Annotated in this window: 20 protein-coding genes; 7 read left to right on the top strand and 13 right to left on the bottom strand. The window is 74.2% G+C overall.

The genetic code is table 11. The annotated features are described in order from the left end of the window. Positions 1-203: 203 nt before the first annotated feature. The 8 genes from VG276_12190 to VG276_12225 all read right to left on the bottom strand — a co-directional run bounded on the left by VG276_12190 (position 204) and on the right by VG276_12225 (position 7,647). Entirely contained in the window at positions 204-611 is a 408-nt protein-coding gene (locus VG276_12190) for a PaaI family thioesterase (protein HEV8650137.1), read from the bottom strand. Positions 612-613: 2 nt separating this feature from the next. Next, positions 614-1,288 carry a haloacid dehalogenase gene (locus VG276_12195; GenBank protein ID HEV8650138.1) on the bottom strand — a complete coding sequence of 225 codons (675 nt, stop codon included), beginning with the start codon at positions 1,286-1,288 and terminating at the stop codon, positions 614-616. Next, positions 1,285-2,085, bottom strand: a complete 801-nt coding sequence (locus VG276_12200) for a hypothetical protein (GenBank protein ID HEV8650139.1) — start codon at positions 2,083-2,085, stop codon at positions 1,285-1,287. Before VG276_12200 ends, VG276_12195 begins: the two co-directional genes overlap by 4 nt. A gap of 135 nt (positions 2,086-2,220) precedes the next feature. Further along, positions 2,221-2,730 (bottom strand): MogA/MoaB family molybdenum cofactor biosynthesis protein, encoded by a 510-nt coding sequence (locus tag VG276_12205; GenBank protein HEV8650140.1) that lies wholly within the window; start codon positions 2,728-2,730, stop codon positions 2,221-2,223. A gap of 46 nt (positions 2,731-2,776) precedes the next feature. Beyond that, on the bottom strand, positions 2,777-3,280 hold the full coding sequence (gene moaC, locus VG276_12210; protein ID HEV8650141.1) for a cyclic pyranopterin monophosphate synthase MoaC: 504 nt from the start codon (positions 3,278-3,280) through the stop codon (positions 2,777-2,779). Beyond that, on the bottom strand, positions 3,268-4,542 hold the full coding sequence (gene glp / locus VG276_12215; GenBank protein ID HEV8650142.1) for a gephyrin-like molybdotransferase Glp: 1,275 nt from the start codon (positions 4,540-4,542) through the stop codon (positions 3,268-3,270). The genes moaC and glp overlap by 13 nt, the downstream gene beginning before the upstream one ends. Next, a complete protein-coding gene (galU, locus tag VG276_12220; GenBank protein ID HEV8650143.1) occupies positions 4,542-5,489 on the bottom strand; it encodes a UTP--glucose-1-phosphate uridylyltransferase GalU in 948 nt (315 codons plus the stop codon). Before galU ends, glp begins: the two co-directional genes overlap by 1 nt. A 91-nt stretch (positions 5,490-5,580) precedes the next feature. Next, positions 5,581-7,647 (bottom strand): diguanylate cyclase, encoded by a 2,067-nt coding sequence (locus VG276_12225; protein HEV8650144.1) that lies wholly within the window; start codon positions 7,645-7,647, stop codon positions 5,581-5,583. A 213-nt stretch (positions 7,648-7,860) separates the two neighbouring features. Between VG276_12225 and VG276_12230 the strand changes: the two genes are divergently transcribed. The 3 genes from VG276_12230 (at position 7,861) to VG276_12240 (ending at position 11,042) form a co-directional block, all read left to right on the top strand. Then, positions 7,861-8,304, top strand: a complete 444-nt coding sequence (locus VG276_12230) for an FmdB family zinc ribbon protein (GenBank protein ID HEV8650145.1) — start codon at positions 7,861-7,863, stop codon at positions 8,302-8,304. A 573-nt stretch (positions 8,305-8,877) separates the two neighbouring features. Beyond that, a complete protein-coding gene (locus tag VG276_12235) occupies positions 8,878-10,428 on the top strand; it encodes an MFS transporter (GenBank protein ID HEV8650146.1) in 1,551 nt (516 codons plus the stop codon). 44 nt (positions 10,429-10,472) lie between these two features. Next, positions 10,473-11,042, top strand: a complete 570-nt coding sequence (locus VG276_12240; GenBank protein HEV8650147.1) for a TetR family transcriptional regulator — start codon at positions 10,473-10,475, stop codon at positions 11,040-11,042. A 408-nt stretch (positions 11,043-11,450) separates the two neighbouring features. Here the strand turns inward: VG276_12240 and VG276_12245 are convergent, their stop codons facing one another. After that, positions 11,451-11,681 carry a hypothetical protein gene (locus VG276_12245; protein HEV8650148.1) on the bottom strand — a complete coding sequence of 77 codons (231 nt, stop codon included), beginning with the start codon at positions 11,679-11,681 and terminating at the stop codon, positions 11,451-11,453. A gap of 281 nt (positions 11,682-11,962) precedes the next feature. Between VG276_12245 and VG276_12250 the strand changes: the two genes are divergently transcribed. From VG276_12250 to VG276_12260, 3 genes are all read left to right on the top strand, one after another. After that, positions 11,963-12,772 (top strand): S-methyl-5'-thioadenosine phosphorylase, encoded by an 810-nt coding sequence (locus VG276_12250; protein ID HEV8650149.1) that lies wholly within the window; start codon positions 11,963-11,965, stop codon positions 12,770-12,772. Positions 12,773-13,023: 251 nt separating this feature from the next. Continuing rightward, positions 13,024-13,587: an SAF domain-containing protein gene (locus VG276_12255; GenBank protein HEV8650150.1), complete on the top strand. Its 564-nt coding sequence runs from the start codon at positions 13,024-13,026 to the stop codon at positions 13,585-13,587. 340 nt (positions 13,588-13,927) lie between these two features. Further along, entirely contained in the window at positions 13,928-14,854 is a 927-nt protein-coding gene (locus VG276_12260) for an undecaprenyl-diphosphate phosphatase (protein HEV8650151.1), read from the top strand. 28 nt (positions 14,855-14,882) lie between these two features. Here VG276_12260 and VG276_12265 read toward each other — a convergent pair whose 3' ends face one another. After that, positions 14,883-15,047, bottom strand: coding sequence for a hypothetical protein (locus VG276_12265; GenBank protein HEV8650152.1), 165 nt, complete (start codon positions 15,045-15,047; stop codon positions 14,883-14,885). A gap of 232 nt (positions 15,048-15,279) precedes the next feature. Here VG276_12265 and VG276_12270 point away from each other — a divergent pair, with 232 nt between their 5' ends. Continuing rightward, complete coding sequence (locus tag VG276_12270) at positions 15,280-16,410, top strand: CaiB/BaiF CoA-transferase family protein (protein HEV8650153.1); 1,131 nt, start codon at positions 15,280-15,282, stop codon at positions 16,408-16,410. Positions 16,411-16,713: 303 nt separating this feature from the next. Here the strand turns inward: VG276_12270 and VG276_12275 are convergent, their stop codons facing one another. The 3 genes from VG276_12275 to VG276_12285 are packed head-to-tail and all read right to left on the bottom strand — an operon-like array spanning position 16,714 to position 20,250. Further along, a complete protein-coding gene (locus VG276_12275) occupies positions 16,714-17,514 on the bottom strand; it encodes an alpha/beta hydrolase (GenBank protein HEV8650154.1) in 801 nt (266 codons plus the stop codon). Positions 17,515-17,518: 4 nt separating this feature from the next. After that, positions 17,519-18,862 carry a TldD/PmbA family protein gene (locus VG276_12280; protein ID HEV8650155.1) on the bottom strand — a complete coding sequence of 448 codons (1,344 nt, stop codon included), beginning with the start codon at positions 18,860-18,862 and terminating at the stop codon, positions 17,519-17,521. Continuing rightward, positions 18,859-20,250: a TldD/PmbA family protein gene (locus VG276_12285; protein ID HEV8650156.1), complete on the bottom strand. Its 1,392-nt coding sequence runs from the start codon at positions 20,248-20,250 to the stop codon at positions 18,859-18,861. Before VG276_12285 ends, VG276_12280 begins: the two co-directional genes overlap by 4 nt. Positions 20,251-20,529: the final 279 nt, after the last annotated feature.

Consider the following 20,529-nt stretch of genomic DNA (forward strand, 5'->3'; position numbering starts at 1 on the left):
CGAGGCCGTCCCGTCACCGATCGCACGCCTCCGGCCGGTACTGTAGAGCCTCTCCGGCGCGAAGGCAGGGGCCGGCGCCCGAGCTGTCCCGGCTTCTCCTGGATGACCGGCCTCCAAGCAGGTCACCAGAGGTTTCTGCCCGTAACCTGGGCCAGCGACCAGGGCTTCCCGCCAAGTTACGCCCAGGACTTCTGAGCAGGTGCTTACCGGTGGTTCAGCAGCCGGACCCGGCCGTGGGCCACCGTCCGGCCGCGGCCGTCGGTGACCGCGACCTCCCAGAGCTGGGTGGAGAAGCCGCGGGCCAGCGGGGTCGCCTCGGCGTGCAGCTCGCCCCGGTGCAGCGCGTGCAGCAGCTCGGTGTGGTTGGAGATGCCGACGACCCTGCCCGTCCCCTGCAGCGCGAGCTGGGCCCCGATGCTGGCCACGGTCTCGACCGCCGCCGCGTACACCCCGCCGTGGACGATGCCGTCCCGCTGGTGCAGGTCCGGCGTCACCTCCAGCACGGCCCGGACCCGGTCGGCCGAGGCCGCCTCGACCCTGAGCCCGAGCAGCTTGTCGAAGGGGCTGGGCGCTTCCTGGAACGGCGCTTCCTGGAACGGGGTGTCGCTCACGCTCAGGCCCTCTCGTCGCGCCGGCCGCCTGGGAACTCCTCAAGGGTAGAGGAGCCAGGGCTGTCGGCACGGCGGCGCAGGGCGTCGGCCAGGTCGCGCTGGACGACCGTGAGGGTGAGGTCGCTGCGGGTGCGCTCGATGATCGAGCGGGCCACGTCGGTGGAGCGCCGCAGCCCGCCGGTCATCGCGTCGGGGAAGTCGACGTCGGCCAGGACGGCGTGGATCTCCTCCATGGCGGTGAACAGCTCGTCGGCCCGGGCCACGTCACCTGCCCTGAGCAGGTCGAGCAGGTGCCGGCGGAGCTCGCCGATCGCCTCGGCCAGGCCGTTCAGGTAGGGGGCGTCCCCCACCCCGGTGTCCTCGGGAGGCGGCAGTGGCGCGCCGGCCACCAGCGCCCGGGTCGCCAGGCCCTCGGCGTACTCCTTCTGGGCGTCCTGCAGGAACCCGGCGTAGTACACGTCGGGATGGGCAGCCAGGGTCGCCTCGGCCACGTCGAGCAGCTCCCTGGCCTCGACCAGGAGCCGGTCTGCGAGCTCGAGCTCGCCCCGGTGCACGGCCCGGATCGCGTTGGCGCAGCGGCGGGTCGCCTGGCGGGCGTTGCCCAGCCCGACCTCGCGGGCCCGGTGCTTGGCCTCCAGGCGGGCCTGGACCCCCTGACGGACGTCATCGAGGCTCATTCGGCTGACGGTGGCGCGTGGCCAGGCAGGAGCGCCGCCCACCGGTCGGCGCCGTTGTCCGCCCCCGCCCGGGACGCGCGCCAGGCCCGCAGGCCTCGGACCAGCGCGGCCGGTTCGAGCCGGTCCGGCTCGGGCGCGGCCGGCCCGGGGAGGGGCGTGAACGTGCCCCGCAACCGGATGGGGCTGGTCGTGGAGGTTCCTGGCCGTGCTGGTCGACCTCGGCGCCTACGGCGTCGGTGGATGGCGTGGAGGGATCGGGGGGAGCGCCCGGGCCCGGCGGCCGCGCGCCTCCGGTGCGTGGCGGATGCGGCGAGCGCGGCCAGGTAGGCGGCTGGCAGCGTACCCGCCGCCGCCGCAACGGGCCGCCAGGTCCCCCCGAGCGTGATCGCAGGCAGGAGCGCAGCCAGCGCGGCCGCGACCAGCAGGACCAGCAGGCGACGGCGGCGGAGCACCGCCCTGCGGGCCGCCGCGCCGAGGCCCGGCCGCGCCCCGCTGCGGCCCCCGGCCTGGCCGCGGGTCGACCGAGCCCTGCTGGGGTGGGCAGCCCGGCCGTGGGCGGGCTGGAGCCGGCGGTCACGCGGGCCGCGCCGGAGTCCGCGGCGGCCCCGGTCGCGCGGAGGGCTCGCGGCCGGGCGCCAGACTGCCCGGCCGCGGAGGGCCGTGACGGCGGCGGGGTCGCCCGGCACCGTCCGGGCGGGGGCCTGGCGGGACGGCCAGGTCGAGCGGTCGCGGAAGATGAGCGGCAGGAGCAGGGACGCCCAGATGACGATCACGGTGGCGAGGAGGACAAGGCTCACGCTGCCACCTTCCATCGGGCGGGTCCGATTGCCGGGGGAAGACCGACGCGGGCCAAATGTATCCGATCCGGGACCCCGTGACACCGTAAAGGGCCACCGGCGCGCCGATCCGGCGCGGTCGGAGCGTGCCGGCGGTCAGGTGCCGGGTGCCTCGTGGCTCGCGTCCGGCACCGGCCCGCGGGCCGTCGCGACGGCGTGGCCCAGCACGCCGGCGAGCACCGCCCACTCCTCGCCGACCGCCTTGGGGTTGCCGGGCAGGTTGACCACCAGCGTCCGGCCGGCCAGGCCGGCCGTGGCCCGGGACAGCATCGCGAACGGAGTGATCGCAAGACTGGCGTGCCGCAGCGCCTCGGCGATGCCGGGCGCCTCCCGGTCGAGCACGTCCCGGGTGGCCTCGGGAGTCACGTCGCGCGGGCCGAGCCCAGTCCCGCCGGTGGTGAGCACCACGTCGGCCTCGGCCGCCATGCGGCGGATGGCGGCGCCGACCGCCGCCCGCTCGTCAGGCACCACGCCGCGGGCGACGACCTCCCCGCCGGCTCCCTCGACGAGCCCGTAGAGCGCGCCGCCCCCGGCGTCGTCACGGACCCCCGCGGCGACCCGGTCGCTCACGGTGAGCACCGCCACCCGGATGCCGTCGAGCCTCACCGGCGCTCCTCCCACGCTCGCGCCGCCCGGGGTGCGCCCGCCCCGGTCACCGGCGCTCCCAGTCGCCGGAGCGGCCGCCCCGCTTGGCGTGGAGGCGCAGGTCGTCGATGCGGACGTCCCGCTGCACGCCCTTGACCATGTCGTAGAGGGCCAGGGCGGCGGTGGCGGCCGCGGTCAGCGCCTCCATCTCCACCCCGGTCCGGCCGGTGGTCCGGGCGGTGGCGGTGATCGCGACGGCGTCCGCCTCGACCGCGAGGTCGACCTCGACCCCGGTGAGCGGCAGCGGGTGGCAGAGCGGGATCAGGTCGGGAGTGCGCTTGGCCCCCATGATCCCAGCCACCCTGGCCACCGCGAGCGCGTCCCCCTTGGGCAGCCCGCCGGAGGCGAGCAGCTCGAGCGTTGCCGGGGCGAGCAGGACCCGGCAGCCCGCCACCGCCTCACGCCGGGTCTCGGGCTTGGCCGACACGTCGACCATCCTGGCCGCCCCGGTCGGGCCCAGGTGGGTGAGCCCCGCCCCGGGCTCGGAGCCGTCCGGGGTCAGGTCACCCATGCCAGGTCCTCGCGGAGCAGCACGACCTGGACCGGAGCGCCAGCGGGGAGCTGGTCGGCCTCCTCGGGCACGACCGCGAGGCCGTCGGCGCCCGTGCACGAGCTGAGCACCCCGGAGCCCTGGTCGCCGGTCAGGGTGGCCAGGAGGACGTCGCCCGCGACGTCGAGGCGCACACGGAGGAACGAGACCTTGCCCTTGGGGCTCAGCACCGGCTCGCCCAGCCGGGCCGCGACCCGGGGCCGGTCCAGGCGGTCGGCCGGGTAGCCGGCGAGCCGGCGCAGCGCCGGTCGCACCAGCATCTCGAACACCACGAAGCACGACACCGGGTTGCCGGGCAGCCCGAACAGCCACGTTCCCGCGGCCAGGCCGAACGCCTGGGGCATGCCCGGCTGCATCGCCACCCGCCACAGCTCGACGTCTCCGAGCTCGGCCAGCACCCGCTTGGTGTGGTCGCGGTCGCCTACGGACACCCCTCCCGAGGTGAGCACGAAGTCCCCTTCGGCCGCGGCCAGTGCGAAGCCCCTGCGCAGAGCGGCTGGGTCGTCGTGGAGCCGGCCGCAGCGGAACGCCTCCATTCCGGCCAGATGGGACTGAGCGACCAGCAGCCACGAGTTCGAGTCGCGGATCTGGCCGGGCCCGAGCGGCTCTCCCGGGTCGACCAGCTCGTCGCCGGTGGAGACCACCGCGACGCGCGGGCGGGGGTGGACCGGCACGGAGCGCCGCCCGACCGACGCGAGCATGCCGACCGCGGCGGGGTCGACCACCCGCCCGCGTTCCAGCACGACCGTGCCGGCGCGCACGTCCTCGCCGGCCTCGCGCACGAAGGCGCGCTCCCCCTGCTGCGACCGGACGAGCACCTCGTCACCTTCCACGGTCGCCTGCTCGACCGGGACGACCGCGTCGGCCCCGGGCGGCAGGGCGCCGCCGGTCATGATCCGCACCGCGGTCCCCGGCTGGACCACCGGCAGGCGGGCCGTGCCCGCGAACACCTCCCCCACCACCCGGAGCGGCACCGGGGATTCCTCCCCCGCCCCGTCCAGGTCGGCTGAGCGGACCGCGAAGCCGTCCATGGAGGAGTTGGCGAACGGAGGCAGATCCTCGCCGGCGCGCACGTCCTCGGCCAGCACGCAGCCGAGCGTGTCGCCCAGGGGCACGTCCCGGGCCGGCAGGGGCCGCACCCGTTCGAGCACCCGCGCCCTGGCCTCCCCGAACGGGAGCAGGCCGGGCGGGTTCGGCCGGGCGGGCGGGAAGCGGGCGGACATCAGTGGCGGCAGGGCTCGGCCTGCTCGGCCTCGGCAATGAACCGGCGCAGGAACGCCATGAACCCGGGGCCGACGTCCTCCCGGCGACTGGCCAGCTCGACGGTGGCCCGCAGGTAGTCGTTCTTGTCCCCCACGTCGTAGCGCTTGCCGGTGAAGACCATCGCGTTCACGCCCGCCTCCCCGGCCTGGGTGAGACGCTTCAGCGCGTCGACGAGCTGGATCTCGCCCTTCTTGTCGGGCTTGGTCTCCCGCAGAGCGTCGAAGACGTCGGGGTGGAGCACGTAGCGGCCGATGGACGCGAGATTGGACGGGGCCTCGTCCGGGTCGGGCTTCTCGACGATGTCGGCCACCCGGTACAGGCCGGGCTCGACCTCGTCGCCGGGCGCGATCGCGCCGTAGGCCTTGATCTGCGACGGCTCGACCTCCATGGCCGCGATCACGCTCGCCCCGTGGCGCTCGAAGGAGCTCACCAGCTCGGCCAGCAGCTTCTCGTCCTCGCCGATCAGGTCGTCGCCGAGCAGCACGGCGAACGGCTCGTCGCCCACGTGCTGCTCGGCCACGCTGATCGCGTGCCCGAGCCCGAGCGGCATCTTCTGGCGGATGTAGTGGATCTCGGCCAGGTCAGAGATGGCTCGGACCTCGGCCAGCTTCTCCCTGTCGCCCTTTTCGGCGAGGACCCCTTCGAGCTCCCAGGCGCGGTCGAAGTGGTCCTCGATCGCGCCCTTGCCGCGGCCGGTGATGATCAGGATGTCCTCGAGCCCGGCCCGGACCGCCTCCTCGAGCACGTACTGGATCGCCGGCTTGTCGACGACCGGGAGCATCTCCTTGGGCTGTGCCTTCGAGGCGGGCAGGAACCGGGTCCCGAGCCCCGCCGCAGGAATGACGGCCTTGCGTACGTTCACGTCGACCCTCCGAGCATGTGGTTTCGACCCCCCGAGCCTGCGCATCGTCGATGAGGCGATGCTACTGAATGCAGGCGCATGCCGCTCGCGACCAAGACAAGCTCGCCAGTCCGGCTCCACCTCTTGGCGCAGCCTGTTACTCGACCCGGGCCGGACGGATCGGGGTGGGCCGCCGCCGCGCCCTGGTCGGGGCCGCCGCCGCGCCCGCGACCACGACCCGGTCGCGGCCCCGGCTCTTGGCCTCGTACATGGCGTCGTCGGCCGCCCGCAGCAGGTCGCTGGTGGAGCGCGCGTGCTCTGGGTAGCACGCGACCCCGATCGACAGGGTCAGGCGGACGCCCCCGTCCCCTGGCCGGTCGGTGAACGGCCGGGCGTTGACGAGGTCACGGAGCTTCTCGGCCGTGGCGATCCCGCCGGCCAGGTTGGTCTCGGGCAGGATGAGCACGAACTCCTCGCCGCCGTAGCGGGCGAACGTGTCGATGTCGCGCACGCTGGAGACGATCCGGCGAGCCAGCTCCATCAGCACCTCGTCGCCGCGCTGGTGCCCGTGGCGGTCGTTGACCAGCTTGAAGTGGTCCACGTCGAGCATGAGGAGGGCGAACAACCGGTCGAAGCGGCGGGAGCGCTCGAGCTCCTGCTCGAAGCGGCGCTCGAAGTAGCGGTAGTTCCACGTGCCGGTCACCGCGTCGGTCAGCGACAGGCGTTCGGCCTCCTCGTGGAGCTGGACGTTCTCGATGGCGACGGCGGCCTGGACGGCGAAGTCGGCCAGGGCGCCGGCGTCGGCGAGCGTGAACGCCTCGCCCGTCTCCCGGTCGTAGACGTTCAGCACCCCGAGCACGCGTCCCTGAGCCAGGAGCGGGACGCTCACCTGGGAGGAGACGCGGCGGACCTCGGGCGGGGCCGAGACCACCATCGGCTTGCCGGTGGCTGCCACCGACCCGGCCACGCCCTGCCCGACCGCGATGCGGCCGGCCAGCTCCCGGTCGGCAAGCCCGTAGGTGGCCTGGCGCACGAGGGCAGCCCGGTCGGTGGTGAGCAGCAGCACGCTCCCTGCCCGTGCCCGGCATGCCCGCACGGCCGCCTCCAGCACGACCTCGAGCAGCTTGGGCAGGTCGTGCGTTGACGAGAGGGTCTGGCCGAGGCGGGTCATCGACCGGGACAGCTCGTCCCGGCTGGCTCGCAGGGCGGCCAGGTACTCCCCCAGCTCGACCCGCATGCTGTCGAAGGCACGAGCCAGCTCCCCCACCTCCCCGCCTGAGCGCACGGCCGAAGGCGGGCTCGCGAAGTTCCCCTTGGCGATGGAACGGGCCTGATCGGCGAGCTCGCGGAGGGGCTGGGACAGCAGCCGGGCCAGGGTCGCGCCGAGCAGCGTCGCGATCAGACCAGCGGCCACCAGGAGGAGCAGGACCAGCGCGACCAGCCGGGTGTCGACCGCACCGGCGGCCGTGCCGTCGATCGCGGTGACCAGCAGCCTCGCCTCCTGACCGGGCGTGGCCGAGAGCCAGCCGGTCGAGGCGAGCACCCGGCGGCCGGCGAGCTCGCCGCCCCGGGGCTGGTCGGCCACTGGCACCCGGTCGCGGCCGGTCATCCAGGTGAGGGTGCTCGCCACCGGGCGGCCCCCGACCACGAAGGTGAGGTCCGCGCCCTGGCCCCGGTCGGGGCGCAGGCGGCCGAGCTCCAGGACATCCAGCCAGACGCCGGCCACCACGGTGCCCATCAGGCACCGGTCGGCGCGGCAGTCGCGGCGCTCGACAGGCACGCTCTGGCGCTGCAGGAGGCCGCTGTCGCGGCCGGCCGGCGCCGACCCGAGCAGGGCTTCGAGCCGGGGCACGGGCACGTCGGCCAGCAGGTTGGGCTCGGTCCGGCCACGGTGGGCCAGCAGCTCCCCGTGCGCGCCGGTCACGGCGACGAGCAGGTCGGCGAACTCGCCCCGGTCGAGCACGGCCTGGAGCGCGCGCCGGTCCGGCCGGACCAGCGCCGCCTGGACCTCCGGGCTCCCGGCCAGCAGCCGGGCCGCCTCCGACGCATGCCTGCCCTGGGCGCGCAGGGTGAGCCCGGCTGCGTGCCCGTCGACCGCGAGCGCCTCGCGCTCGTAGTGGGCCGCGGTCGCGGCCGCGACGCGCAACTGCCACAGCGTCATCGCCGCCACCGGTACCACCACGATCACGACGAAGAACAGCGTGAGGCGAGACCGCAGCGACAAGCCCCCAGCCCCCCTGGTTGTCACCCGGCCGGCGACTCCGGTCCAGAATCGGTCGATAGGTCAAGAACCCTTGAAAGGGTTATAGCCTATCCCGGCGACGGTGGCGAGCGTGAGAGCGAGCGTCACCCTCGGGCCCCGACCCGGGATTGCTACAATCGTTCACCGAGCGGCCGCCTGGGTGGCGCCAGCTCGTGTTCTCTCCCAGGAGCGTCGATGCCGACCTACGAGTACGCCTGCACCGAGTGCGGCGAGCACGTCGAAGTGGTGCAGTCCATGTCCGAAGCGCCGTTGGCCACATGCGCCGTGTGCGGCGGCAAGCTGCGCAAGGTGTACGCCCCCATCGGCATCGTGTTCAAGGGGTCGGGCTTCTACCGCACCGACTCCCGCGCCAAGGCGGGCGCCTCGGAAGGCGGTGCCAGGGAGTCGGCTGCCAGGGAGTCGGCTGCCAGGGAGTCGGCTGCCAGGGAGTCGGCTGCCAGGGAGTCGGCTGCCAGGGAGTCGGGTGCCAGGGAGTCGGGTGCCAGGGAGTCGGCTGCCAAGGACGCGAAGCCCGCGGCCACCTCTTCCCGCCGCGGCTCGGAGTCGGGGTCCGGCTCGTCCTCTGGGTCCCCGTCCTCCGGATCCACCTCGTCGAAGCCGGCCGAGAAGAGCGCTTGACGTCGTCCCCGCCGCGAAGGGTGGGGATTTCCAGCCTGCTCACTGCTGGGCGACCCCAGGACCCGACTACCCGACTTAGTGTGTGCTAGCCCTCAAGAGGTGAAGCGGTCAATCCCCAGCCGCCCGCCTTGGCCAGCCCTGCGACCCGAACCCGCATCTCCTCCTGGTTCGAATAGGAAAGCGTCTGGGCCATAGGAGAGCGTCTGGGCCACTCGGACACCAGTTCGAACCGAGAGTGATGGTCGTTCGACTTGGCCGTGGACTGCCCTGATTGAGGGTGTCCGCGATGCTTCTTCAGGCGGGGACCCGGTGCAGCCACCGGCCGAGGCAGACCAGCGCCGCGGCAGCGCGGAAGACGTCTGGAGGCGGTAGAACCAGCCCCGCCAGCGGCGCAACGACCAGGCGTTGGCCAGATGACCGATCGACTGCTCCACCAATGCGCCGTCCTCCCTGAGCGGAGCGCGACCCGCCCGCAGCCTGCACTGGCAATATGGGTGACACAGCATATTGATAGTTACTAGCTCTTCCGAGATACTCCCTCTCAGATGCCACTACCGAAAGCTGGTGACTACCATGAAGGCTTCCGATGCTCGCAGGTGGTGGGCGCTCGGCGCGCTCTCCCTCAGCGTGCTGGTGGTCGGGCTGGACCTGACGGTGCTCAACCTGGCCCTGCCCACCCTCGCCACCGATCTACACGCCTCCACCGCCCAGCTGCAGTGGATCGTGGACGCCTACAGCCTGGTGCTGGCGGCGCTGCTGCTGCCGGCGGGCCTGCTCGGCGACCGCTTCGGCCGCAAGAAGCTGCTGCTCGGCGGCCTGCTGGTGTTCGGGGCCGCCTCGCTGGCCTGCGCGTACGCCTCCTCGGCGGGGGAGCTGGTCGCCGCTCGCGCGCTGCTCGGGCTCGGCGCGGCCGCCATCATCCCGCTGTCGCTGTCGGTGCTGCCGGTGCTGTTCTCGGAGCAGGAGCGGCAACGGGCGATCACGATCATGCTGGGCGCCACCTTCGTGGCGTTCCCGATCGGCCCGATCCTGGGCGGCTGGCTGCTGACCCACTACTGGTGGGGCTCGGTGTTCCTGATCAACGGACCGGTGATCGCGCTGGCGCTGCTGGCCGTGAGCGTGCTGCTCCCGGAGTCTCGTAGCCTGCAGCGTCCCCGTCTGGACCTGGTCGGCATCGTCGTCTCCAGCCTCGGCCTGGCCGGGCTGACCTACGGCGCCATCGAAGCCGGCCAGCACGGCTGGGGGGACACCGCCGCGCTGGTCGCGATGCTGGCCGGGGCGCTGCTACTGGCGGCGTTTGTGGTCTGGGAGCGGCGGGTCGCCCGCCGCCCCGCCGGCCAGCCGCTGGTCGACCTGACGCTGTTTCGCTCGGCCAGCTTCACCTGGGGCACGCTGCTGGCCACCGTGGTGACGTTCGCCATGTTCGGGCTGCTGTTTGCGGTACCGCAGTACTTCCAGGCGGTCCGCGGCACCGACGCGCTCGGCACCGGCCTGCGGTTGCTGCCGCTGATCGGCGGGCTGCTGGTCGGTGCCCAGACGGCCGACCGGCTCGCGCCCCGGATCGGCGCCAAGGCCACCGTCGCGCTGGGGTTCACGCTGCTGGCCGCCGGGCTTGGCGCCGGGGCGACCACCGGGCTGCACACCAGCGACGGGTTCACGCTCACCTGGATCGCGGTGCTCGGCGCTGGGCTGGGGTTCGTGCTGCCGACGGCGATCGACGCCGCGCTGAGCGCGCTGTCGACCGAGCGCAGCGGGGCGGGCTCCGCCCTGATCCTGGCGGTGCGCCAGGTCGGCGCCACCATCGGCGTGGCGGTGCTGGGTTCGGTCCTCAACGCCGGTTACCACGCCCGGCTGGACGTGACCGGCCTGCCCCCGCAGCTCGCCGAGGTGGTGCGCGACAGCGCCGCCGCCGGGGTCGCGGTCGCCCAGCAGCTCGGTTCGGCCCTGCTGCTGGACTCGGTGCGCGCCGCGTTCGTGCACGGCATGGACACCCTGCTGTGGACCTGCGGCGGCCTGGCGGTGGCGGGTATCGTGCTCACGCTGGTGTTCCTGCCCCGGCGGGCCGCCACGCTCGCGGCTCCGGAGACCGAACCAGCAGCATCGGAGGCGGACGTTGTTGTCTGAGGGGGACGTTGTTGTCTGAGGGGGACGCTCGAGCACCGGTCGGGTTGCGCGAGCGCAAGAAGGCCAAGACCCGCGCGGCGATCCGCCAGCACGCCCTGCGGCTGTTCCAGACGCAGGGCTATGAGGCCACCACCGTGGAGCAGATCGCCGAGGCGGCCGAGATCTCCCCCAGCACCTTCTTCCGCTACTTCCTGACCAAGGAAGCCGTGGTCCTCACCGACGAGTACGACCCGCTAATCGTGGCGGCGTTCAAGGCCCAGCCGGCCGAGCTGGGTCCAATCACCGCCCTGCGGCGCGCATTCCACCAGGTGTTCGCCGCGCTGTCCGCCGAGCAGCTGGCGCAGGAGCGAGAACGCCAAGCGCTGATCCTGTCGGTGGCTGAGCTGCGCGCGGGCGCGCTGGACGGGCTCGCCCAGACGGTCCAGCTGCTCGCCGAGGTGGTGGCCGAGCGGGTCGGGCGACGCCCCAACGAGCTGGCCGTGCGCAGCTTCGCCGGCGCGGTGATCGGGGTGGGCCTGGCCGCGATGCTCACCGCGGCCGAGGACCCGACAGCCGACATCTTCGCGCTGCTGGACGCCGCCATGGCACACCTGGAGGCCGGCCTGCCATTGTGAGCCTGGCAGACGGCCGGGTCCACTCGACGCGCCCCTGCCTCACCGGGGCTCGGACCCCTGCCAGCCGGCGCTGGCCAACCCAGGCACCCGGACCCTTGGTTCCGCAGCACCACACACAAGGACCTCTCGCCTATCCACCCCCGGTGATGCGGACCCGAGCCCTGTCACCAGGCCGGCTGGCCAAGCCGTCGGGCACCGTCGGCGATGATCCTTCGTGCCTGCCTGAACAGAGCCGACGGCACGATCGTGGTGACAGCGGCGGACACGATGTTGGCGGACCAGGCTTTGGCCGGCGATACCACCCTCGGCTGCGCGGCAGCCCACCGTCGTGTGCACGTTCGTGTCACCGTTCACCCCATCTCCGGTGTCGCTCCACGCATGCCAGCCAACCGAGCAGCACGGACACCCTCATTGGCTTGCGCGCGGGCTCAGGGCGCTGCGCCACTGGACCTGGTTGCAGTAGCTGTCCTCGCCCTGGTGGCATTGCAGGAACGCATCCAGCGCAGCGACGAAGCGGCCGATGGCATCGCCGCGCCTCGGCATGCTTTTGTCGGAGGTGAGCAACAGGCCATAGTGGTCGTCGGCCCCCAGAGCCGCGCGGCTGGCGAGTGGCATGAAATCCTTGACGTTGTTGGTCATGATCGCCCGCCGTTCTTGCGCCATCCGCCGAAGGAGCTCGTCGTCGCTGAGCCCGACTAGATCGGCGCGCTGAGCCTGGGTCTCGACTACGCGGCGCTCACGAAGCTGTGGGGTACACAAGCTCGTACGTGGCTTGTGGACAGCGGTTCGGCCCGTGCCCGGGCCTTCGGTACCATGCGCGCTGCCGCCGACCGGCGGCCCTGACCGGAGCCGGAACCGGCCCGGCGGGTGCTTGCGGGCTCCCCCCTCGGGACTCCCGCCAGAGAAGAGGTGTGCACGGCATGGCCCTTCCAACGGCTGAGCTCGGGGTCTTCGGCGGCTCGGGCTTCTACTCGTTCCTCGACGGGGTGACCGAGCACAAGGTCTCGACCCCCTACGGCGACCCCTCCGACAAGGTGGCGGTCGGCGAGGTCGACGGGCGCGCAGTCGCCTTCCTGCCCCGTCACGGCCGGCAGCACCAGTACCCGCCGCACCGCATCAACTACCGGGCCAACCTGTGGGCCATGAAGGAGCTGGGTGTCACCCGGGTCGTCGGGCCCTGCGCGGCCGGTTCCCTGCAGGCCGAGGCCGCCCCCGGCCACTTCGTCATCTGCGACCAGATCGTCGACCGCACCTGGGGCCGGGCCGACACGTTCTACGACGGCCCCGAGACCACCCACATCGCCGCGGCCGACCCGTACTGCCCAGAGCTGCGCGGCCTCGCCATCAAGAAGGCCGAGGAGCAGGGCATCACCGCCCACGACGGTGGGACCATGGTCGTGATCCAGGGCCCCCGCTTCTCGACCAGAGCCGAGTCGAGGTGGTTCCAGGAGGCCGGCTGGAAGGTCATCAACATGACCGGCTACCCGGAGGCGCTCCTCGCTCGGGAGCTCGAGATCTGCTACGTCAACGTCTCACTCATCACTGACTACGACGTCGGCCTGGAGGGGATGCCGGGCGTTGCGCCGGTCTCCCACGCCGAGGTCGTGCGGGTGTTCGAGGAGAACAACGCGAAGCTCAGGGACCTGCTGTTCTCGCTGCTGCCCGCCATACCCGGCGAGCGGTCCTGCCCGTGCGCGACCGCTCTGACCGGGGCTCGCTTCGAGGTGTGACCGTGGCACCACGGGCAGGTGTGACCGTGGCACCACGGGCGGACGGCGGAGGCCGCCGGTGGGACCGGCGGGACCCGGGAGGCCGGGTCCGGGCGGACGGCGGAGGCCGCCGGTGGGTACGGGGGGACGGCGACGGCCGCAGGTGGGACCGGGGGGACGGCGGAGACCGCCGGGGAGGCCGGGCGAACGGCGGCGGACGCCCGTGGCGGCCGCGGGGCCGAAGGCGACGGTGGCCGGCGCCCCGCCAGGTCGTGGCCGGGCTCGGGGCGGTGTTGCTCGCCATCGTCTCGGGCGTGCTCGCCGCGGGCGGGGCGCGGCCCGTGCCGGCGCCCGCAGGCGCGGGCGAGCGGGTCGTGCTGGTGGCCGCGCGCGACCTGGCCGCCGGGGCGGTCCCCACCGCGGCCGACCTCCGCCAGGCCCGCCTGCCCGCCGACGCGGTGCCCGCCGACGCGCTCACGCCCGGGCCACCACCGGACGCTCCCCTGGCGGTCGCGCTGCGCCAGGGTGACCTGCTCACACGGCGGGGCCTCGGCGCGGCACCGGCCGCCCCCGGCCTGCGCGGGTTCGCCCTCGTGGTCGGCGACGGGGTCGAGGCCGGTCCCCTGGTCCCCGGCGACCGGGTCGACGTCCTGGCCGCATCTAGCGGCACGGCGACGACCGTGCTGACCGCAGCCCCGGTGCTGCGGGTCGTGCCCGGTGACCAGGGCCGCGCGGCCCTGGTTGTCGTCGGAGTCAGCGCCCGCGGCGCCGAGGAGCTGGCCGCCGCCCGCGCCGGCCGCTCGATCACGCTGGTACAGGCCCCGGCCAGCCCGTAACTGCCCGGCTGACACCGCTGCTCGTCGGCCGGCGCGGGCGGCGGCCAGCTCCTGAGGATGGACTGGGACGGCGACCCGGACGCGGTCGTCGACCAGCTCCACCTGCTCGAGCTGCCGGCCGACGACCTCGCCCTGACGACCTCGCCCTACTGACCGGCCGCCCGAGTCGGGCCGAGCCAGCCGCGCGTGCCTGCGGCTCCACCACCTCCCGGGCCTGTCGACCACGACCCTCGGCCGCCGCCCGCTCGGGGAACATCGGCCTACTTCCAGCCCCGGTCGTACCGCTCACGGTGCGATACTTCCCCGGTCATCCGTCGAAATTGAAAGGCGACCCACCTCCGTGCTCCGCGCGATCGTCCTCGGCATCGTCCAGGGACTCACCGAGTTCCTGCCCATCTCGTCGTCCGCCCATCTCGCGATCGTCCCGCGGCTGCTCGGCTATCCCCCGCCGGCGTTGTCGTTCGAGATCCTCCTGCACTTCGGGACGCTCGCCGCCGTGGTCGCCTACTTCGCCCGCGACCTGTGGAGCTTCGTACTGAGCCTGGTCGCCCCGGGCCGGCTCGGCCCAGGGGTGGCCGCCGTCAAGCGCCGGCTGCTCGTGCTGCTGGCGACCGCCTCGGTCCCGGCCGCTGCACTCGGCTACGTGCTGTCGGACTGGGCCGACGGGCAGACGAGCAAGCCGCTGCGGGCCTCGATCTGGCTCATGCTGACCACTGTCGTGCTCGTCGCGGCCGAGCTGTACGCCAAGCGCAGCACCGCCCTTGCCGTGCCCGTCGCCTACCCGGAGAACGGGGTCAGGCGGGCGCCGTCCACCCGCGCCGAGATCCACCATCGCCGAGGCGCGATCTCCACGCGGGCCAGGACCGAGAGCGCCGAGGAGGAGGTCGAGCGCCTGCCCACCGTCAAGGCGCTCGGCATCGGGCTGGCCCAGGCCCTCGCGCTGATCCCGGGCACCAGTCGCTCCGGCATCACCATCTCGGCGGGCCTGTTCCAAGGGGTGTCCAGGGAGGCGGCCGCCCGCTTCTCGTTCCTGCTGTCGATCCCGGCCATCCTCGGCGCCGGCATCCTCAAGGTCCCTGACCTGGCCACTGCGTCGGAGCCGACCGGGCAGCTCGTGGCCGGGTTCCTGGCCGCCGCGATCGCGGGCTTCGTGGCTGTGTCCGGCCTCCTGCGGCTGCTCCGCACTCGCACCCTGTGGCCGTTCATCTGGTACCGCCTCATCGCCGGGAGCATCTTCGTGCTGCTGCTCACGACCGTGCGCAGCTAGGCGAGCGCCACCTGCTCGTGCTGCCCCGCTACGCGAGATGCTTGGCGAGGTCGGCGATCTCCTCGCCGGCGCTGCCGAGCACGCGATAGCCGGTCTCGTCGCGGATCTGGGGCCGGGCCGCCCCGCCCTGCCGCCAGTGTCGGCGACCAGGGCGCCGCCGGGCAACGCCCGGCAGCCCTCGGACGAGATGCACAGCCCTCGGACGAGATGTAGCCGCCCGCCGCGGCGGCACCCGCGACCACCCCGGCCACACCTGCACCATCCCGGCGACCCCGGCTGTCCCGGCCGCCCGGCGGCGGCGCCGGTGTCACCGCGCCCTCACAGCCTGCCCGGGACCGGGGATGCGGCCGGCGCGGAGGCTCGGCACACTCGACGTCCAGCGGGACGCCGGCACAGCGGCGCCGTCGACGGGAGCGAGGATGCGCATGGGGCCACTCGAGGGAGTCCGGGTCGTGGAGGTGGCCGGGATCGGACCGGGTCCGTTCTGCGCCATGCTGCTGGCCGACATGGGAGCTGAGGTGCTCCGGGTCGACCGGCCCGCCTCGTCCCCCGCCGCCCACCCGTACGTGCTGGCCAGGGGACGGCGGTCGGTGGCGGTCGACTTGAAGCGACCGGGCGGGGCCGAGGTGGTGCTGCGGCTCGCCGCCTCGGCCGACGTGCTGCTCGAGGGGTTCCGGCCCGGGGTGGCCGAGCGCCTCGGCATCGGGCCCGACGCCTGCCTGGCCCGCAACCCCCGGCTCGTGTACGGGCGGATGACCGGCTGGGGCCAGGACGGCCCGCTCGCCCGCACGGCCGGGCACGACATCAACTACCTGGCCCTGGCCGGGGCGCTCCACCCCATCGGCCGTGCCGGCGAGGCTCCCGTGCCGCCCCTGAACCTGGTCGGGGACTTCGGCGGCGGTGGCATGCTGCTCGCCTTCGGGGTCGTCTGCGCCCTGCTCGAGGCGGGACGGTCGGGCCGGGGCCAGGTGGTCGACGCGGCCGTGGTCGACGGCGCGGCGCTGCTCACGACGCTGTTCCACGAGCTCGCGGCGGTTGGGCTCTGGCGCTGGGAGCGCGGCGTGAACCTGCTCGACGGCGGCGCCCCCTTCTACGGCGTCTACGAGACCAGCGACGGCGGGTACGTGTCGGTGGGCGCGCTGGAGCCCGGGTTCTACCGGGAGCTGCTCGAGCGGCTCGGGCTGGGCGAAGCTCGTGACCTGCCTGTCCAGGCGGACCGGGACCGGTGGCCGGAGCTGCGGGAGCGCTTCGCGGCCGTGATCCGGACCCGGACGCGCGACGAGTGGTGCCGGCTCGCCGGGGATGGCGACGCCTGCCTGACCCCGGTCCTCTCCCCCGCCGAGGCCCCGGAGCACCCGCACAACCGGTACCGGGGGACCTTCGTCGACACCCCGGAGGGGCCGCGGCCCGCGCCGGCGCCCCGCTTCAGCCGCACGCCGTGCGCGCCGCCCGGCCGGACGCCCGTGCCCGGCCAGCACACCGGCGAGGCGCTCGCCGACTGGGGCTTCACCGCCGGCGAGCTGGCCGGCCTGCGCGAGGCGGGCACCGTCGAGTGACCAGTGACCGGGCCCTGGCCGCCAAGCCGGCCCGGGCGGTGCCTCGGGGTGCGGCTGAGCGGGCAGCCGAGCCATGCACCCACCCAGGGCCGCCCCGCGTACCCACCCAGAGCCGCCCACCACCCGGATACCCAACCCTTCCACCCGACCGACCGCCCCGGCCGCCCGCATACCCACCCGACCAGCCGCCCGCCTATCCGGCCGGCCGCCCACCGCCCGGCCGGCCACTCACTCGACCGGCCGGCCACTCACTCGGCCGGCCGTCCGCCCACCGCCCGGCCGTCCGCCCGCGAACTGGACAGCTCAGGACGCGGCGGGGACGGCGAGCCAGTCGTCGAGGCTCCGTAGCCAGCCGGACAGGGCCTCTCGGTGGACGCTGTGGCCGGCGGGCAGCTCACGGGTCGTGCCCTGGCGCAGCGCGCGCACCAGCGCCTTGCGGTCGGTACCGACCAGGTTGGACCCGAGCGCCTCCTCGGCCAGCACCAGCAGAACCGGGACGTCCACGAGGGCGGCCATGCCGGCCAGGTCGAACGGCATCCGGGCGCGGAGGGTGGCTGCGACCGTGGCCGCGTCGCAGGCGGCCAGGTCGGCCACGCGGCGGCCGGCCTCTCCGGGCGCCCAGGCCGGGTTGGCCGCCTCCAGCTCGCCCCGGAGCACCTCGGGCTCGCGCAGGGCACGGCCGACGTCTTGCTCGATCCCGTCCGCCAGACCGGCCCAGTCGATGCCGTTCGGGCCGGGTGGGTCCTCGAGCACGACCCGGCTGGCGAAGCCGGGCCGCCCTCCGAGCAGCGCGAGCGCGACGAGGGCGCCAAGCGAATGCCCGACCAGCAGGTCGACCGCTGCCCGGCTGTCCACCGATCCGTCCGCCCCGGCGGCGGCCGTCTCGGCCACGTCGGCGGCCAGGTCGGCCGGGCCGAGGCCGATGGCCCCCCGGGGACTCTCGCCGTGGCCGCGCAGGTCGACCGCGAGCACCCGGAAGCCCCGCTCGGCGAGCGCCGGCCCCACCCGCCACCAGGTGCGCGACGACGAGGTGACCCCGTGGACGAGCAGGGCCAGCGGCCGCCCGGGGTCGCCGTTGCCCCAGGAACGGGTCGCGAGCCTCACCACGTCAGGCGCCTGCTACCGTCATCTGCCCCACGAGCAGGCTGGCGCCGCCGATCGAGCCGGTCGTGAAGCGGAGGTCAGAGCCGACCGCAACGATCCCCTTGAGGATGTCGAGCAGGTGGGCGGCGACCGTGGCCTCGCGCACGGGCTCGGCCAGCTCGCCGTCGCGGAACAAGAGCCCGCTCACCCCGACCGAGAAGTCGCCGGTGACCGGGTTGGCGCCGGAGTGGACGCCGGAGACGTCCTGGACGAGCAGCCCCTCCCCGGCCCGCGCGAGCAGGCCGGCCTGGTCGGCGTCGCCCGGGGCGAGGTAGACGTTGTGGGGCGCGACGCCCGGCGTGCTCTTGAACGAGCCCCGGCTGGCGTTGCCGGTGGACGTGGTCTTGCCGCGGGCGGCGGTGGCCGTGTTGTGCAGGAAGCAGCGGAGCACGCCGCCGTCGATCAGCACGGTACGGCGGGTCGGGACCCCCTCGCCGTCGAACGGGGCGGCGCCGGGGCCGTCCACCAGGCGGCCGTCGTCGACGAGCTGGAGGCCGGTCGCACCGACCCGCTCGCCCAGCTTGTCAGCGAACAGGCTGCGTTGCTTCTGCACCGCCTCGGCGGACAGGCCGGACAGCAGCACGCCGAGCAGGCTGGGGGCGACCTGGCGGTCGAACACGACCGGGACGGTCCGGGTCGGCGGCTTGACCGCGCCGAGCATGCGCACCGCCCGCCTGGCCGCCTCCTCGGCCACCGGGCCAGGGTCGAGGTCGTCGAGGGCGCGCCTGGCGTCGACGCCGTAGCCGACCTGGCTCTGGCCGCCCTCGGTGGCCAGGGCGACCGAGTAGCAGTAGGCGTGGGTGACTGCGTAAGAGCCGAGCACCCCGGTCGAGGAGGCGATGGCCACCTGGCCGACCGCGTCGCCGTACCCGGCCGACTCGACCTGCGAGACCCGCGGGTCCGCGGCCCGGGTGCGCGCCTCCAGGTCGAGGGCGAGGGCGACCTTGCGCTCGGGGGTCGTCTCGGCATGCCTCACGTCGAAGATGCCGTCGAGGCGCTCGTAGGTATCGGCCCCGGGCAGCACGTTGCCCGGGTCCTCGCCGGACACCTCGAGGTTGGCCCGCGCGTCGTCCAGGCACTCGCGCAGGCCCCGGTCCGACAGGTCGGCGGTGTAGGCGTAGCCGAGCCGGCCCGCCCGCACCACCCGCACCCCGACGCCGTTGGACGAGGCCGAGGTGAGCCGCTCGACCTCGCCCTGGTAGGCGGACACGCTCGTCTCGGTCACCTGCTCGGCGTACGCCTCGACGCCCTCGTCGCCCTGGGCCTCCCCGGCCAACCGCTCGACGACGCGCTCCAGCTCGACCGTCATGCCGACCCTCCTGTCCCGCCGACCGTCATCTGCGCGATGCGCAGGGTCGGGGCGCCGTTGCCGACCGGCACGCCCTGCCCCTCCTTGCCGCACACGCCCTCCTTGACCGAGAAGTCGTCGCCGAGCGCGTCGATCGCCGCGATCACGCTGGGGCCGTCACCGACCAGGTTGGCGCCCCGCACCGGGGTGGCGACCTGGCCGTCCTCGATGAGGTAGCCCTCGACCACCCCGAACACGAACTCGCCAGTGACGGGGTTGACCTGACCGCCGCCGAGCGACTTGGCGTACAGCCCCCGCTTGGTCTGCCTGATGATCTCCTCCGGGTCGTCGGTGCCGGCCAGGACGTAGGTGTTGGTCATCCGAGGGATCGGCACGTCGGTGTAGGACTGCCGGCGGCCGTTGCCCGACGCCGGCTGGCCGAGCTGCCTGGCCCGGATCAGGTCGGTCAGGTAGCTGGTGCAGACGCCGGCCTCGAACATCACGGTGCGCTGGGCCGGGGTGCCCTCGTCGTCGAACGCGAAGGAGCCGTAGCCGCCCTCCACGGTGGCGTCGTCGACGCCGTTGAAGGCCGAGACCCCGATCTTCTTGCCCTGCTTGCCGGTGTAGACCGACGCTTCCTTGGCGACCAGGTCGGCCTCCATGCCGTGGCCGCTCGACTCGTGGAACAGCACCCCGCCGTTGCCCGCGGCGATCACCACCGGCATCTGCCCGGCCGGGGCCGGCTGGCTGGCCAGCATGGCGACCGCCCGCTCGGCCGCCCGGCGGGCGACCAGCTCGGGCGGGAACTCCTCGAGCAGCTCGAACCCCATGGAGCGGCCCGGGCCGTCGAACCCGGTCTGGACGACGCCGTCCCGGACGGCGACGACCTGGACGGTGAAGCGGGTCCGGACCCGCTCCTCGTCGGTGGTGAACCCCTCGGAGTTGGCGATGGACACCCGCTGGCGCACGTCGCCGTAGCCGGCGGTGACCTGGGTGACGGCCGGGTCGTAGCCGCGGGCCTCGTCGTCGGCCCGGCGGACCAGCTCGGCCAGGGTGGTCCGCTCGACCGCTGACGGGTCGGTCTTGACCGGGTGGGTCACCCCGGGGATGCGCCGGCGCAGGTCGCGGACCTCGACCCGGCGGTCCTCGCGCAGCGCGGCCGAGGCGATCCGGGCCGCCTCGGCCAGCGCGTCGAGGTCGAGGCGGTTGGTGTAGGCGTAGGCGGACGAGGTGCCGCGCACCACCCGCACCCCGGCGCCCCGGTCGCGGCCGGTGACCAGCTCCTCGACCTTGCGGTCGTCGAGCCGGATCGAGTGGGAGAGGCGGTCCTCGACGTAGACCTCGGCCCACTCGCCGCCCGTCGCGAGCGCGGCGGCCAGGACCTGACGGACGACGGCGTCATCCAGCACGGGCTGTACTCCTTCGGGCGAGACGCGGCCGGGCCGCGCCGCCGGCGTGGCCGGGAGGCCGCGGCGCGCTCCGGTCGTGGGCGCGCGCCATTGTAGAGGCGCCGAGCCGCCCGGACCTGAGCCGGCGGCCAGCCGGGTCGGGTTCGCATGGATGGGCGCATCCGGTGCAGGGCGGTGCCGCATGTGGGAGGCTGGCGCGGTCTGCCTCCATCGGCCGGGCCGGCGCCCCGGCCCGGACCAGGCCCTCTAGCGCCAGGACGGTGTGAACGATGAGCCAGA

The organism is Actinomycetes bacterium (assembly GCA_036000965.1).
Taxonomy (GTDB): Bacteria; Actinomycetota; CALGFH01; order CALGFH01; family CALGFH01; genus DASYUT01.